Annotated in this window: 9 protein-coding genes; all 9 read left to right on the forward strand. The window is 43.5% G+C overall.

Going from position 1 to position 15,896, the window contains the following annotated elements; genetic code table 11:
- Window positions 1-13 precede the first annotated feature (13 nt).
- The 9 genes from GS399_RS05255 to GS399_RS05295 all read left to right on the forward strand — a co-directional run bounded on the left by GS399_RS05255 (window position 14) and on the right by GS399_RS05295 (window position 15,895).
- Entirely contained in the window at window positions 14-3,796 is a 3,783-nt protein-coding gene (locus tag GS399_RS05255; protein WP_160843550.1) for a DUF6443 domain-containing protein, read from the forward strand.
- Window positions 3,797-4,939: 1,143 nt separating this feature from the next.
- Window positions 4,940-5,638: a hypothetical protein gene (locus GS399_RS05260; RefSeq protein ID WP_160843551.1), complete on the forward strand. Its 699-nt coding sequence runs from the start codon at window positions 4,940-4,942 to the stop codon at window positions 5,636-5,638.
- 113 nt (window positions 5,639-5,751) lie between these two features.
- Window positions 5,752-6,714, forward strand: coding sequence for a hypothetical protein (locus tag GS399_RS05265; protein WP_160843552.1), 963 nt, complete (start codon window positions 5,752-5,754; stop codon window positions 6,712-6,714).
- Between the two features lie 123 nt (window positions 6,715-6,837).
- The gene (locus GS399_RS05270) at window positions 6,838-7,767 is read left to right on the forward strand and encodes a hypothetical protein (protein WP_160843553.1); all 930 of its coding nucleotides are present in this window, start codon (window positions 6,838-6,840) and stop codon (window positions 7,765-7,767) included.
- 8 nt (window positions 7,768-7,775) lie between these two features.
- Complete coding sequence (locus GS399_RS05275; RefSeq protein ID WP_160843554.1) at window positions 7,776-8,747, forward strand: hypothetical protein; 972 nt, start codon at window positions 7,776-7,778, stop codon at window positions 8,745-8,747.
- Window positions 8,748-9,386: 639 nt separating this feature from the next.
- Complete coding sequence (locus tag GS399_RS05280; protein ID WP_160843555.1) at window positions 9,387-10,391, forward strand: hypothetical protein; 1,005 nt, start codon at window positions 9,387-9,389, stop codon at window positions 10,389-10,391.
- On the forward strand, window positions 10,378-11,361 hold the full coding sequence (locus tag GS399_RS05285; RefSeq protein ID WP_160843556.1) for a carbohydrate binding domain-containing protein: 984 nt from the start codon (window positions 10,378-10,380) through the stop codon (window positions 11,359-11,361). Before GS399_RS05280 ends, GS399_RS05285 begins: the two co-directional genes overlap by 14 nt.
- A 132-nt stretch (window positions 11,362-11,493) precedes the next feature.
- Window positions 11,494-11,817, forward strand: a complete 324-nt coding sequence (locus tag GS399_RS05290; RefSeq protein ID WP_160843557.1) for a hypothetical protein — start codon at window positions 11,494-11,496, stop codon at window positions 11,815-11,817.
- Window positions 11,818-12,334: 517 nt separating this feature from the next.
- Entirely contained in the window at window positions 12,335-15,895 is a 3,561-nt protein-coding gene (locus GS399_RS05295; protein ID WP_160843558.1) for a hypothetical protein, read from the forward strand.
- Window position 15,896: the final 1 nt, after the last annotated feature.

Below are 15,896 nucleotides of genomic sequence, written 5' to 3' on the forward strand. Positions count from 1 at the left end.
ATACGCATCAGACATGATAAACTATTTACCAGCGCGCTTTGTCCTCCTTGTTCTTTTGGTTAATGCAACAGTGTTTGCCGCTATGGCCCAAACACCAAGCTATGTGCAGCAAGACGTGATCCAAGTGCCCGGGGTGTTAACCGAAGCCCAGGCAATCAGTCTTCCTCAGTCCAGTAAACGGACGACTAAAAATTATTTCGATGGTCTGGGAAGAGTTATCCAAACGGTCAATGTCCAGGCAAGTCCGACGCTGAAGGACATGGTGACGCCGTATTCCTATGATAATATGGGAAGACCGGCGAAAAATTTGCTTCCCTATTCCGCGGCAGACGGCAGCGGCAACTATCGTGCTTCGTCAGTGACTGAGCAAAATACCTTTTATTCGAATGGCTCGGGAGATAAAGTAGCTGACGACCAGTCGCCTTTTTCACAACAGGTGTTTGAGAATAGTCCCCTCCAGAGATTGATGAAAGAAGGTAATGTGGGCGCCGGTTTTCAGACGGCCAGCGGACAGCATTATAAAAGTGTGTCCTATCGGTCAAACACTGCATCGGATAATGTTTTAAATTGGTCTCCTACGGGAACAATGGATGGAAATTATGCGGCAGGCGCGCTTTCGGTCGTAGACGTGAAGGACGAACAGGGGATAGAAACGCTTAACTTTACTGACATCGACGGCCATATTGTGTTAAAAAGGCAATTAGCGAATGAAACTGTTAACGGCGTGTTGCAAGCTTACTTTGATACCTATTATATTTACAACAATGCCGGATTGATCCGGTATGTGGTACAGCCAAAAGCTGTCTCAGCCATGAAAGCTTCTTCGAATTTTAACCTTCTGCAAGCGGGCACGGATAAGATGATCTTTCGGTATGAGTATGATCAAAAGGGGCGTTTGGTCGAAAAATATATTCCCGGAAAAGTGGCAATTTATATCATATATGATCCTTTGAACCGTCCCGTTCTGATTCAGGACGGAAATCTCAGGTCTTCCAATAAATGGAACTATATTAAATACGACACAAAAGGCCGGGCGATTAGCCAGGGGATTTACACGAATGCGAGCTATACCTCGCGAACGTCCATGCAGTCTTTTGTGAATTCGCAGGATTACAGTACTAATTATTTCGAAGAACGTTCTTCCGGGGTCTCAAACGGTTATTATACAAATGTCAGCTTTCCAACTTCAGGCATTGAACCACTGGCATATAGTTATTATGAAGACTATGACCTGGATGCCAATGGCACTGCCGACTACGCGTATCAGGCTCAAGGTCTTGCGGGTGAAAGTGTAGCTACAGCTCAGACGCGGGGTATGCTGACGATGATTCGTAAGCGGACTATTGGATCCAGCCTTGGCAACAGCTGGCTGTTCACGGCAATTTTTTATGATAAAAACGGCCGGCTGATTCAGCAACTAACGAACAATCAGTTAAATGCCCAGGTGAACGATTCGAAGACCTTTGTGCCAGATTTCGTGGGAAAAACCATTCAGCTAAAAGTATCCAAGGTGGTCAGTAGTGGTACAACTGTGGTGCTATCCTCCTATATCTATGACCATTATAACCGCCTGCTGGCTATTGATCAGAATTACAACAATTCATCGACACCGCTGCGTCTGGCAGCATATGAATATAATGAGCTTGGGCAATTGGTGAAGCGGAATCTGAACCAATTAAGTTCTGCATCAATAGTTGCCAATCTGGAGCTGGGTTCCGCCGAAAGTGTGAACGCTTCCAGTCAACGAAACAGTGTGGCCAGTAACAGCATCGTACTGAAGCCGGGTTTTTATGCGGCAGCAGGCTCAATTTTTACCGCAAAAATTGCTACCAATTATTTGCAGGCAGTGGATTATCGTTACAATGTCCGCGGTCAGCTTACAAGTATTAACAACAGCAGTTTAACAGTTGATAGCCGGAATGATGACACCAATGATGTGTTTGGAATGGAGCTCTTATATGACCAGGCCGATGCCAGCCTCGGAAACACCTCGTTGTACAACGGGCAATTGTCCGCGGTAAAATGGCGGGCAATCGGATCGATGACCCCCAATCCGCAGGAACGCAGTTATCGCTACGATTATGATCAGCTAAATCGGTTGAAAAATGCCATTTATGCCGACCGGGCTGTTGGCGGTGCTTGGAGCAATGCAGGCGCCTTTGATGAAAAGAATATGAGTTACGATGAGAACGGGAACATACTTGGCTTGCAGCGGAATGCGAAAATTGGTAGCAACGTAACTGCTATCGACGACCTATCCTATAGCTATGATGGGAACGGACTCTATAACGTAACGGACGCAGGTAGCAGTGCTTCCGGTTTTAAAAACAACACCGGATCGACAGGTGCCTATAGTTATGACGCAAACGGGAATTTACAGGTAGATCCGAAAAAGGGGATATCGCTTGAGTTTAATGAATTGAACCGTACTCAGAAGATTACCGTGACGACAGGGGTCGGTCGTTATCTGACTTATGCCTATGATGCCGGTGGTGTGTTATTACGTAAACAGACCTATGATAACAATCTGCTGCAGAAAACAACGGATTACGTGGATGGGTTTGTATATGAAAACAGCACGTTGGCCTATTTTCCCACTCCGGAAGGGCGGGTGCGGAATGTATCTGGAAGCTTGAAAAATGAGTACATGATTGCTGATCAACAAGGGAATGTGCGGGTTAGTTTTGAGGAACAAAATGGTGCTGCAGTTGTGCGGCAGGAAAATAGTTATTATGCTTTTGGTCTGATCATGCCGGGTGGCTCGACACCTTCCGATCCGAACCGGAATTTGTACAATGCGGGATCGGAATGGCAAAATGATTTCGCAGATTTGCCGGATTATTATCAAACCTATTACCGGAACTATGACGCGGCGCTAGGAAGGTGGACGGGTGTGGATCCGTTAGCGGATTTAGCTGAAAATTGGTCGCCTTACCAATATGCCAATGATAATCCTATAGGATATAACGATCCTAATGGAGATATTTCCCAAGCCTTATGGGAAGCAGCTCTTAGAGAAGCTAACAATCCTGGTGGTAGTGGCGGCTATTTTTCAGACGCTACTGGAGCTCAATACTATGGATCGGGAGCGGATGCGTTGACCGGGGGAGCAGGATACATGTTGGATCATGGTTTATACGGCAGGCAACCTGGTTGGGCCGTAAATTATAGTCAAGCTGTCCAAAATTATAACATTAGTACAGGATCAAATATTAAATATGATGGCTCAGGGTATGCAACATCTGCACTTTGGTATCGGGATAATAGTGGTAACGCGACTAGCATTAAAGGAAATAGCGCGATGGTTAACGTTGTACAAGTGGATAAGGCCGGAAACGGTGGTCCGGAAGGAGAGTCATTTTTATCTAAAAACTGGAAAGATATGGGATTTTTAGCAGCTGACTTAGCTAGAAACTTTGTAAATAAAAACACAACTTATGCTATATCAGAAGGTTATAATCTAGCACGGACTACGGTATTTATTGGAAGTTTAACAACAAGAGCAAGTACTAAATTATTAGGGCTTGTATCAAAAACAGCAACTGGCGCGGCGAGAATTGCTCCATGGGTAGCGGGAGGCACAATACTGATTGATGCAGTCGCTAATAAACAAATAAATGCTGGTCAGGTTTATCAAGCAGCTATTACAGGGCTTTCTATAATTCCTGGTGCTGGTTTAATTGTTGGAGGTGGTGCACTTTTATTAGAAGGGGCCTCATACCTGTACAATGGTAAAAGCGTGTCAGATAATATAAATTTATCTTTAGACGGCGGTGTAATATATAGTTGGAAGTAATTTAAAAGTTAATGATATTTTTTGAATATATATATTATCGTATGTATAATGCCTACAATGATAAAAATGACAGTCCAATTTTAAGGACCTTTATGTATATGACTTTGTTGTTGTTTTTTATTGTTGGTTCTTTCCTCATTTACTTGGAAAGATTCTTAACGGTCAGTGGTATGCTTTCTGCGATAACTATAAATAACATCAAACACTCTTGTTTTTTTTGGGGCGCTATTATTCTTTTAATTTTTTTATTTACATATCTCGCCTTTTTCCGAAGAAGTATTGGCGACTATAATAATATGTTTTCAAAATGCTATAAATTAAATAAGTATGTCAAAATATGGATGTTGGTTATACTGCCCTTCTTCTTGTTTTTCATAAGTATCAATATCTATATTATTCTCTTCGGGGGACATATTCTTGGAAAAGAAATTCCAGGAGTTTTTGCGAATTAATTGCTATTATAAAAACCTACTGCCTTTCTAGCGAAACTTGTTACAGGTACAAAATATCTGACCATTGTTAAAACTTTAAATTTAACTTTCGTAGGAAGTAGTTATGAACATGACCGTCAAACTTATGAATTGGAAGCAACTACATTAGTACATGACTTTTACGGCAAGAATTCAAGACTTGGTAATTTTAACTATCCAACATATTACTCTAACCTAATACTTACCGCAGAATTGAAATGATATTTTAAATGCTATAAGAAATGGATTTAAAAAATGGTCAAATTGGGGGCATCAATAATCTTAAAAAATTTATGCTAGGCATTTTAAGTTTGTCAGGTTCTTCATGCTTAATGGAAAGAACGGACTTAAAGGTGAAAATTATTAATAACTCTAGAGGTGCCTTTGTCACCTGTCCAATTTTCACATGCGATTCATGTGAAATTGTTCGTGATTTAAGAGATTATTGTTCTGTTGGCTTGAAAATTATGCCCCGAAACTCTACTTTAAACTGCTCAATTTAACGGGGTGAGGTCAGAAGGATGGTGGCTTTTTTAGCGACCAGGCTACCAGCCTGAACATTGGAGGGGCTCAAACTCATACAAACACTTTCTGGCGGGGAGCGTTGATAGCTGCTTTTGAATTTCATGTGAATAACTGGGGAAACGGCGCCAATTTTATCAATGCTGATATTATGCAGAGATTTAACGGGTATGATCGCTCTAATGTTGACTTTATTGCCGGATGGAAGGACGTTAGTTATTCAAATGGCTCGACGTGTGTCGTTATCTGGTTAAGGGGTGGCGGAACGACATATTTTTTTCATTCCAATTATCCGGTGGATCCGGTTGTTTATGATGGCGTTCAAAATAGCCTTCCATTTGTTGAAAGCAGTGGCTCTAACTATACCTATAAAACAGCTGTAGACAGCTATGTGAATTCCTATGGCGCCACGATCGCAACAAATACTTATTTCAACGGCTCCTCTAATTATTTTGCCGGAAGTGTCGGCGTTGGAACATTGTCGCCAGATGCCAGACTGGCTGTCCGGGGTACCGTGCATGCCAGTGAAGTAAAGGTAGATTTGAATGTTCCGGTGCCGGATTATGTATTTGAACCGGGCTATAAATTGATGAGTCTGGACGAAATTAAATCCTTTGTGAAGCAGAATCACCATTTACCTGATATTCCTTCAGCAAAACAAATAGCGAAGGAGGGATTGAACCTGGGAGATATGAATACCAGATTGTTAAAAAAAATTGAGGAACTAACGCGGTACCTGATTGAGCAGGAAAACGCGCGGGTGCAGCAGGAAACAGAGCTAAAGAATACTATCTCATCTCTAAAAAACCGGCTGGATGTTTTGGAAAAGGGATCGGAGGTAAAGCGCTGATTGTTGTTTAGCAAAAAGTGCTTAATGTCTTTGAATTTAAATCTACAGATGTTGGGCACTGCCATCTGATGGCAGTGTGGGCTTTTATGTTTGGCTCTTATAAGGAACTAAACATGAAACTAATTCTAAAAGTGGCTTTGATAGCTATTCTTTTCCCTATACAGCTTTTCGGTCAGACTGCTGATTTCTACACTGGGAGTGTAACCTTTCCGGCAAATTTCCAGGTTGGAGATTATGTCGAGTTTCTACAGGTTGCGCCGGTAAGTGCTAATGCCGGAGGATATTATGAAATATCAATTGCTTATACACGAGGAAATGTAGCAGCGGCAGCAACTCACCTTGCAAGTATTTCGCATTATAACCCGGCATTATGGCGGGAAGTCGGCAGGATAAATAATAATGGCTATATGAGCCCTGGAAATGCCACATTTACAATTGACTGTAATACGCAGTACGGAGTTCCACGTTTCAGGGTCAGAGCGATCAATAATTCGGGAGTAGCCACTCAGGACATGTTTGTGTATATTAAGGTTCGCTCGGTCAATGTGAATACTAACTGGATTCCATTGAATGCATCAGGAAACGACTTGACCGTGACTAAATTTCTTCCCATGACAAATGACTGGAATTTATACGTCGGTAATCCGTATACGGCTGATGGAGCCAATCTGGCGATCCGGGCTATTGATAACGGTAACGTTGGAATCGGTACGGCAACCCCCAGGGAAAAATTATCGGTTAACGGACGGATTCGTGCCCAGGAAGTTAAAGTGGAAACGGCAAACTGGCCGGATTATGTTTTTGATCCGTCACATAAACTGGACGGATTGGCGGCAGTCGAAAAGTTTATTGGCAAAAACGGTCATCTTCCGGGTATACCTTCCGCAGAAGTGGTAGAAAAAGATGGCATTGATTTAGGGGATATGAATGCCCGATTGCTGAAGAAAATTGAAGAGCTGACTCTTTATCTCATCCAGAGTAGCAAGGATATCGATGGAATGAAAGCTCGTTCCGATCGCCAATCAAAAGAAATCGAAGACCTTCGCAATGAACTTGAATTGTTCCGTAAGAAATGAGCTTCTAAAAACGGGTAAGGAATCGCTGAAGAAGCAAATAGTGTTGCTTTCAATTATAAATAATGCGACATCTGCTTGACTGAGTTTTAGGCTAAACAATGGTCGAGGTAATAATTAAAATAAATGAAACGAATCGTCTTGTTTATGATCGCCTGTTTATGGGCGGGTTTTGCTTTTTGCCAGTCGGTCACGGGCCCGGCTGGTTATAAGGTTATTAATATTGGCAATAACGGAGGAGCTGATTTTACCAGGACATTGATTTTGCTTCATGAGGTGTATAATGGCTCGCTTATAACTTTTAACAATGCTGTAGGAACGGTCACGGCATTCCGGGGAACTCCGGGAGCCTTTAACAGGACGAATATAGCTTATGTCAGCACGAGTTCCGCATATAATGGTACCTATGGCAGCGTGCAGTCTGTTTCGGGTGATGCGCCCTGGAAATTGAAGACTTGTTTGTATAACGGGACTAAATATCTTGCTCTGGACGTGCCTTATGCTCTCGCCCACCAGAACTGGGGCTACCAGTTTGCTGGCTGGGCAAATTCGACTGCACTGTCACTGACCAGTGTAAATTACTGGTCAAACGGGCAGTATATTAACCAAGATGTTTTAAATAATATTGAAGATTTTGAGCCAAATCTGGCCGAATACCATGATGTGGCGGTCATGAATATCGGGACGGACGTGGTGGATCCGGCTTACCGGCTGCAGGTTAATGGGGGCATTCATGCCAAATCGGTGAAAGTGGATTTGCTTAACTGGGCGGATTATGTATTTGATCCGGGGTATAAACTTCCTTCGTTGCAATCGCTCGGTGATTATGTTCGGGCTAATAAACATTTGCCTGATGTGCCGGATGAAAAGGAGGTGATAAAAGATGGGATTGATCTGGGGCAACTGAATAAAATCTTGCTTAAAAAGATTGAAGAGCTAACCTTATATCTTATTGAGAAGGATAAGGAGATTAAGGGGCAGGGTCTTCTGCTGGAAAAGCAGCAAGAACAGATTAATTCATTGATCAGCAGAACCAGTGGTTCGGACGTAAAATAGTAAATCCAATGAATAAGATTATTTCATTTTTTCTGGTTTTCGATTGCCTGCTTTCACTGAAAGTAATGGCTCAGACGAATGTTTTTCCCCCGGATGGAAATACGGGTATCGGGACGACGGTGCCGGGCGAGAAGCTTGAGGTGAACGGGAATATAAAATTGTCGGGAGATGTTGTCAGCAGGATTGACGGAAGCGCCTTCCGTGTCACAACGGGGTCATGGGGCTCTAGCTGGATTATCGGCAAAGGCTATGATCTGAGCCAGGGAGATTATACCAGGATTGGCGTTGCCGGCGGTCCTGATTATTCTGCTTCGGGCATCTGGTTATATGGCAGCAGCGGAAATGTGGGAATTGGGATGAATACCCCAAGTGCGCGATTGCACGTCAACGGTTCGATTAAGTCAGCCGGCGATTTTACAGGTACGGGTTCTTTTCGGGTCGACGCGCCCGGGGGCGGTTGGCCGTCAACGCTTCTGATCGGTAAAGGATACGATTTGAGTAAGGGTGATTTTACAAAGATCGGTGTGACGGGAGGCATTGATTATTCAGCCAGCGGCATTTGGATGTACGGAACTACTGGTTTTGTCGGCATCGGGACGGACTCTCCCAGGGAGAAGCTTTCGGTAAACGGAAGTATCCGGGCGCGGGAAATTAAGGTTGAAAGCGTTAACTGGCCTGATTATGTTTTCGAACCGGATCACGCCAGGTTATCGCTTACCGAATTGGCTGAATACATCAATACCAACAGGCACTTACCGGAGATTCCATCTGCCGGAGAGGTGGAACGGGATGGACTAAGTTTGGGAGATATGAATTCCAGGCTCTTGAAAAAGATCGAGGAATTGACGCTTTATCTGATCGAAAAGGACAAGGAGTTGAGTGGGTTAAAAGTTGCTTTAAAACAAAAGGACGAGGAAACGGAATCCTGGAAGGCATCAGTGGAAATTCGCCTGAGGGAACTGGCCAGTAAGGCCCAATAATAGCTTCATTAAATGGACATTGATATCGTGGTAGTATTAATAATATTCTTGCGTTGACTCTCGCCGGCCTGTGCTTTTGGTCTGAATTCCGGGAGTTAATTTTTCGCTTACAAGATCAGGTGAGTGCCAGGGGCCGGATACAGCTCATGATTATTTCAGCGGATCCTACTGGTATGCGCATATATGTTCACGGATTTTATGCTATATAATTTTATAAGAAAATTGGGGACGACCGACTTTCTGATTAACTCCAGGACGACAGGTACGCCGCCTGCATTTGCAAAAAAGCTGAATTTATCGAAAGAACACTTTATCATTATTTGGATATCATGCGGTAGCTGGATGCACCGATTTGTTATTGTAAGCGCAGGAAGAGCTATTACTATAGCGAGGAAGGTTGCTTTTCCAGGGTTTAAGAAGGCGGCAAGTCCGCCGAGCTGGCACGCCTGACTGAAGGATTGATGTACGGCTAATGGCGTATGTTTTAACGAGCTAGGTTTTGCTCACTGCCAGTTAGTGGCAGTAGGGACAGGTAAGTTTGCGTTTTGAATTATCAAGCTGTAAAGTGATACGATCTGCGGGGAGTCAAATGGACTGTGTCAGTAATTCACTAATAGCGTGTTACTAAATTTAAAAATTATGCAAAAACTAATTTTACTGTTACTTGCCTGTTTTTTCTGCAACTGCTTATTGGCGCAAACTAATTGGTTTCCTCCAAGTGGCGCCGTAGGGATTGGAACGACGACGCCGGCAAATAATTCGCTGTTGCAGCTAAGTGGCGGGGGCCTGGCAATCGGGGAACATTCCGGAAATTCGGACGCCTCCTTGCATATTTCGCGCAGCTATGGAGGCTTTGACCGTTTGACGCAATTTCACCCGGTCGGCCCCAGTAAGCCCGGATTGAACTTGCTGGGATACTCGGATCCCACAGGAACAGTTGGCTGGTGGTCATGGGGAGCGTTGGCAAACTCGGGAACCTGGGCGTTTCAACCGACTTCTTCCTTTGGCGGCAACACCGGCTTGTTTATTACGCGCAGCGGAAACCTGGGCTTAGCTACGCAGGCGCCTGGATCAAAGTTTACCATACGTGGGATAAGTTCGGGCCTGAGTTTCGAACCGGGGGACGGTCATGATTATTTTGGTACGATTTCTTTTAACCGGGAGGCGGTTGGGGGAGCGATCTTTGATCCGAATGGAAGTGCTTTCCAGATTAATAATGGCGGGACTGATAAAAATTTGCACTTCCAGGTGTATAATGGTGTTGGAGCCCAGATTGATCCGGATGCACTGGTTATTTCAGGAGTAAACGGCAATGTCGGGATCGGGGAACGCAATCCTTTAAACAAGCTGGATGTAAAGGGCACTATTCACAGCCAGGTTGTCCGTGTGGATATGACAGGCTGGAGCGATGATGTATTTGCAGAGGATTATGAAAGAAGGAAACTTGCCGATGTGGAGCGATATATTCATGAAAACGGACATCTGCCGGAGATTCCATCCGAAGCAGAAGTTAAGGATAAAGGGATCGATCTGGGGGATATGAATGCCCGGTTACTGAAGAAAATAGAAGAGTTGACCTTATATGTTATTGAGCTTGAAAAAGATTTATCCAGACTGAAAAACAGTGTAAATGAAAAAAAATAGGAGGCACGCCGGATTGGGTTATGAGTTACCAATCCGGGCTTTTGCGATGATAATCGCTGCTGTTAATTTTTTGGTGTTTTTGAGTTGCCCGGCAAGGGCGCAGGTAAGTAGCTACCAGTTTGAAGAAAACGTGCTGGCGCCCGGGCCCGGCACTTCTGTGATTTCAGATGTAACGGCCAGTGGCGGTTCAGCTTTTAAAAGGCTGTCCGGGGCAGGTACCAATACGTTTTGGTTCGGACCATATGCGCATCTGAAAGGCGGCAGTTATGTGCTGAATGTCCGGCTAAAGGTGCAGTCAAATAGTTCGCCGGATTATTTGTTCACAATTGATATAGTAAGCAGCCTTGGAGGTGCTATGTACGGTCATCTGTATATCACGCCTAATATGTTCGCCAATCCGGATACCTGGCAAGTGTTCAGTATTCCGTTTTCAATACCCGATAATATAGAAAACCTGGAAATAAGGGGCGTGGGTTTTATAGGTGGAATTACTGATGCATCTATGGATTATGTGCAGGTTGTTCCAGGTGATTCCAGGGGCTTTTATTCTGATGATTTTACTATTACGGGACTTGGGAATGTGGGGATCGGCACCTCAGTGCCGAAAGAAAAGCTGTCGGTTAACGGGCGGATTCGCGCCAGAGAGGTTAAGGTAGAGGTAGAGAACTGGCCGGATTATGTCTTTGGGGACGACTACAAAAAATTACCGCTGGAAGATTTGCAGTCTTATATTTTGAAGAATAAGCATTTGCCGGAGGTTCCTTCCGCCGGTAATATAAGCGCTGAAGGAATTGATCTGGGGGCAATGAATGCGGTGCTCCTGAAAAAGATTGAGGAGCTTGCGCTGTACCTGATAGAAAAAGAGCAGGAAATTAAGGAATTGAAGGATCAGCGAAATTCTGACCAGGTTTGGAAAAGGGATGCTGAAAAGAGGTTGTCAGATTTGGAAAAAAAGATTGATAAGCAGTAGGTATTTGACTGTCAGAAATCGCCGTTTCCCCATCATTTATATACTAGCACAACCGCTTGTTAACCAATTTGAAGACTGCAAACAGGTTGCGTATAAGGTTCTAAATTTTACGAAAATTTCAATAGTTCAATTATGATACGTCATCGCAAATCCTCGTCTTTACTTCGAGTTCTGCCGCTCATTTTAGTGTTTGTATGCTTTATCTCCTTTAGCGGGAAAGCCCAGACAGATATTGTTAGCGGTCCGAATGTCTGGCCGGTAAATTATGCCTACGTGGGAACCCTGAGTTATGATGAAGGTAATAGCGCCAATTGTCAAAAGCTTAAGATCGAGGTCCTCGGCGGAAGTTGGGGCTTTGATTATATCGGTAAACTACTTTTTATGCAGCCAATCGCGGCGGATTGTCTGTCAACCAAATTACGGAAGGCGGGAATGGACTGGGGTTTTCAAATCTGAAGGTTTATAAGAACGGAACTGATATTAACTTTTACCTATATATTCCATCGTCGTCTGCGTATTGGTCGATCAGTGTCAATTCATATCTGCTGGGAGGTTTGATTTTGCCAGGCCACCAGGTGACTGTTTCGGCTTCAGCCGATGCCCCTTCCGGTACGGACATCACTTCATCGGTTATTTACTGGCCAATGATGCTGACATCAGGTCGAATATTCCATTCAAGCATAAGTCTTCCGCGGAGAAGTTGAGCAGTATCACCAGATTGCCGGAAGCTTTTTGTGCCAAAAGTAGTCTCTCGCAGAAAAATACCCGGTGCCGATCAATAGAGTGAAGTATGGCCCTCAAACTTACTGGGTAGGATAACCCAATCCTTAAAAATATTTTCAAAAATATTACTCACTGCCATCTATTTGCAGTGGGGGTTTTTACTATTGCCGCCTGAATTTAAAGAATAAAGATTATGGGAAAATGTCCGTTGCGGCTACCAAAATTTATTTGGTGCGGGTTAGTTTATTTATTGGTACATACTTATTCATTTGCGCAAACGAATACGTTAACGCCTCAAATCATACCGCCGACGCCCGACGGAGCGTTGTTAGCAAGATACGCTGAAGTCCCCGTAGATCACAGTACTGGGGTTCCAAAGATTGAAATACCGATATATACGCTTAAATCCGGAAGCCTGACATTACCAATTTCATTGTCATTCCACGCAGGGGGAATTAAAGTAAAGGACTTTGCTAGCGAAGTAGGCTTAGGTTGGGTGCTTAATGCAGGCGGAATGATCAGCCGAACGATTTTAGGTAATCCTGATGACCGTCCGGCGGTGAATGTAGCCTCTCCGTTTAAGACTAAGGACGAAATTTGGAATATGCTTTCTGCTGCGACGACGGTGTCTGCTAAGCTCAATTTGAAAGATCAGTTGGATGGAATGTACGTTGGACAGTACGAAATGCAGTCGGACAGGTATAGTTATAACTTCGACGGGCACACAGGCATTTTCAGATATGATTTTTTAAGTAACGCAGTTAGAACCATCCCTTATGCGCCCTTAAGTATTTCTTCTTCCGGTACATCTCCAAACACCATATACCAAATAATTGACGAAAGTGGAAAGACATACGATTTTTCAAGCTGCGAATATTCGGACGGTTATATAACTGGCTGGCGGCTAAAAACCATCACTTCATCGGACGGTGGAAGTAAAATAGATTTTTTTTATTCCCAGGGAAAGACAATCCATGAGATGAATGTTTCGCCGACAATTGTCAGTGGAAAAAGATGGATAACAACAAACAACAATGCTCCGAACAGCGAGAATTACACGGATGTAAAGAACAATATGAAGGTTGTCACACATAGTCCGTTACAACTTGACAGTATCGTTACATCAAACGCAGTTGTTATTTTAAAATATTTGGACGATCGGCTGGATGCTGGGGGTAAAAGACTCAACAATATTCTAATTGTTGACAAAAGCACCCGAAAAACACTACAGAAGATTGTTTTGGAGCAATCTTATTTTGGTAATAATTCGACACCCAATCGAGTGGATAGCCGCCTAAAATTAAATAAAGTAAATATTTATGGATCGACGTTAGAAGCTCCGTTGCAATACTCGTTTTATTACAATGAAAGTATGACGATACCCTTTTACAATGCTTATGATTCATCCATCGGAAACACGACGGGACGCTTCGGTTTCGGCGAAGACTATTGGGGTTACTATAATGGTGGCAACAGCGCGTTCCCATCAGAATATATGTCATTTCTTCAGGGATCGCAAGTTAATATTTACGGTGGCAGCAGAAACTCCAATCCAGCAACACTGCAGGCTTACAACATAAGGGAAATCCGTTATCCAACCGGAGGGCGTGTAGCATTTGAATTTTCTCCAAACGGTTTGAGTTCTGGAAATTACTACCGGTATCCAACGACCTATCCAAATGCTATTGGTGGCCTCAAGGTGGATAAAATCACCATGTATGACGAAAATAATAATGTAGCTTCAAAAAAAAGCTACGAATATAACAGTATCGTTGCTCAGGATATTGATAAATATCAATTTTATTACGAGCAGCCAGTAACTCATATAGTTGAGGGCACATCCTTCCCGGGAACTATAATGGAGCAGCGCTATAGTTTTTTAGACAATTCGACAAAAAAAATACTAATTGCTAACTCTTTATATTCACTCGGTCAGTCTAATGGAGCGTCATGTATTTATACACGGGTAACCGAGTATTTCGGAGATAAATCGAACAGTATCGGTAAAAATGTTTATGAATATGAGCCACCGACGCCATACGGAATCTTGGGAGAAGCGTTAAGTAAACCGCAGTATTTAACCGCGGCACAATATGACCATGGGACGTTTTCTCCTCTGTTGTCTTCTTTGGAGACTTATCGTTTTGTACCCACCAATGGTGATTATGTAATCGGCAAGCGGGTTAAAAATAAATATACAACATATCATGCTGCTTCATTTAATACGGGCATCCAAGTGGCTAGGACAAAGGACTATATTCACGAGGGGAACGGTATATGGCTTTACCCCAATAATTATACTGATTTAGATTCATACATCCATGAGTTTGAATATGATAACACATCGGGGTTTGAAGATATCCGGTTACTGGATAGTGTAATAACTACAGAATTTACTGCATCAGGGCAAGAAATAAATGAGTATACTACCTATCAATATTTAAACCAGACACATCTTCAACCGACTTCGTTTTCTGTTAAAAATAGCAGGAATGAGATTTACACGACTGTTTATAAATACCCTCATGATTTCGCCGGGCAACAACCATATTCAAATATGGTCAATGTATACCATGATTGGACGAAAGTGGTTCAAGAAGACCAATATAAAAATGGACAAATATTAAAAACAGCAAAAACCGATTATGCTAGTTGGAATAGCAATAATAAGTCAATATTTCCGCAGCTCGTTAATTTTTCAAACGGAAGCATAGCAGAACCAAGAATTAAATACCTCGGCTATTCATCTACGGGTAACGTTCTGAGCGTCTCGAAATTAAACGGTGCTCCATTGAGTTATTTATGGGGTTATAAAGACAGCTATCCGGTTGCCGAAGCGGCTAATGCGGCAGCCAATGAAATCATGCATTTTAATTTCGAGGAGCAATCGGATTTTACGGGAGTATCACTGGATAACACACATGTTCACACAGGTAAATATGCCGGCAAACTGGTCAATACGAATTCTGTTGCCGGACAGGAGAAAACAGTGGTGTCCAATAGATGGATAGAGATCGGACAAAGCAGCGTGAGTCGCCGGTTCAAGTATTCGGGCTGGGTTTATAGTACGGGTCCAAGCACGCAGATATTCTTATTTATGCGGAATCCGGGCATGAACGGAGATCAGTGGGCGATGGTGGACAATGTTGACAATTATACGACGGGGAAATGGGTGTTTATGGAAAAGGAGTTTGATGTTCCCGCCGGAATTACGGGACTGAACCTGCGTATTGACAATAACGATCCGGGAACCGTGTGGTTCGACGATCTGCGGTTGTATCCGGCCGGTGCCCAAATGACGACCTATACGTATGAACCGCTGGTTGGCATGACCAGTATGTCGGATGCCAAGAACCAGGTGACGTATTATGAGTACGACGGCTTTCAGCGGTTGCGGACAGTCAGGGACCAGAATCAGAATATCCTCAAGCAGATCTGTTATGACTATGCCGGTCAGCAAACTGATTGCTTCAGTGTACCGCCAGTCACCCCGCCGCCGGGAACTATCTATGCGCGTATATCTTATGAGAATGAATCGTCTAATTTACGCTGGACGCGGGTTGACGTTGTGGTCAGTTTTTATTCGGATGCTGCCTGTAGTCAACCGATCAGTGTTTCTAATCTGAATGTCAGCTATAATAAAATTCAGCAGTATGGAGGAAGTGGAACTACTTCATATACGGTCGGTTGTAACGGCTATTCCACTGTGTTACAATCCCAGGCTTTGATCCAGCAGAACGATCCGAACGGCAACATGGTCAGTTCCTACTATTATTCTTTAACTCCAGGCGCAGGTTACCAGATTCCTTAAT

The organism is Hufsiella arboris (assembly GCF_009834875.1).
Lineage (GTDB): Bacteria > Bacteroidota > Bacteroidia > Sphingobacteriales > Sphingobacteriaceae > Hufsiella_A > Hufsiella_A arboris.

Coding starts and splice junctions, on each gene's coding strand:
- GS399_RS05255 (WP_160843550.1), top strand. CDS start 14: ATGATAAACTATTTACCAGCGCGCTTTGTCCTCCTTGTTCTTTTGGTT.
- GS399_RS05260 (WP_160843551.1), top strand. CDS start 4,940: ATGCAGAGATTTAACGGGTATGATCGCTCTAATGTTGACTTTATTGCC.
- GS399_RS05265 (WP_160843552.1), top strand. CDS start 5,752: ATGAAACTAATTCTAAAAGTGGCTTTGATAGCTATTCTTTTCCCTATA.
- GS399_RS05270 (WP_160843553.1), top strand. CDS start 6,838: ATGAAACGAATCGTCTTGTTTATGATCGCCTGTTTATGGGCGGGTTTT.
- GS399_RS05275 (WP_160843554.1), top strand. CDS start 7,776: ATGAATAAGATTATTTCATTTTTTCTGGTTTTCGATTGCCTGCTTTCA.
- GS399_RS05280 (WP_160843555.1), top strand. CDS start 9,387: ATGCAAAAACTAATTTTACTGTTACTTGCCTGTTTTTTCTGCAACTGC.
- GS399_RS05285 (WP_160843556.1), top strand. CDS start 10,378: ATGAAAAAAAATAGGAGGCACGCCGGATTGGGTTATGAGTTACCAATC.
- GS399_RS05290 (WP_160843557.1), top strand. CDS start 11,494: ATGATACGTCATCGCAAATCCTCGTCTTTACTTCGAGTTCTGCCGCTC.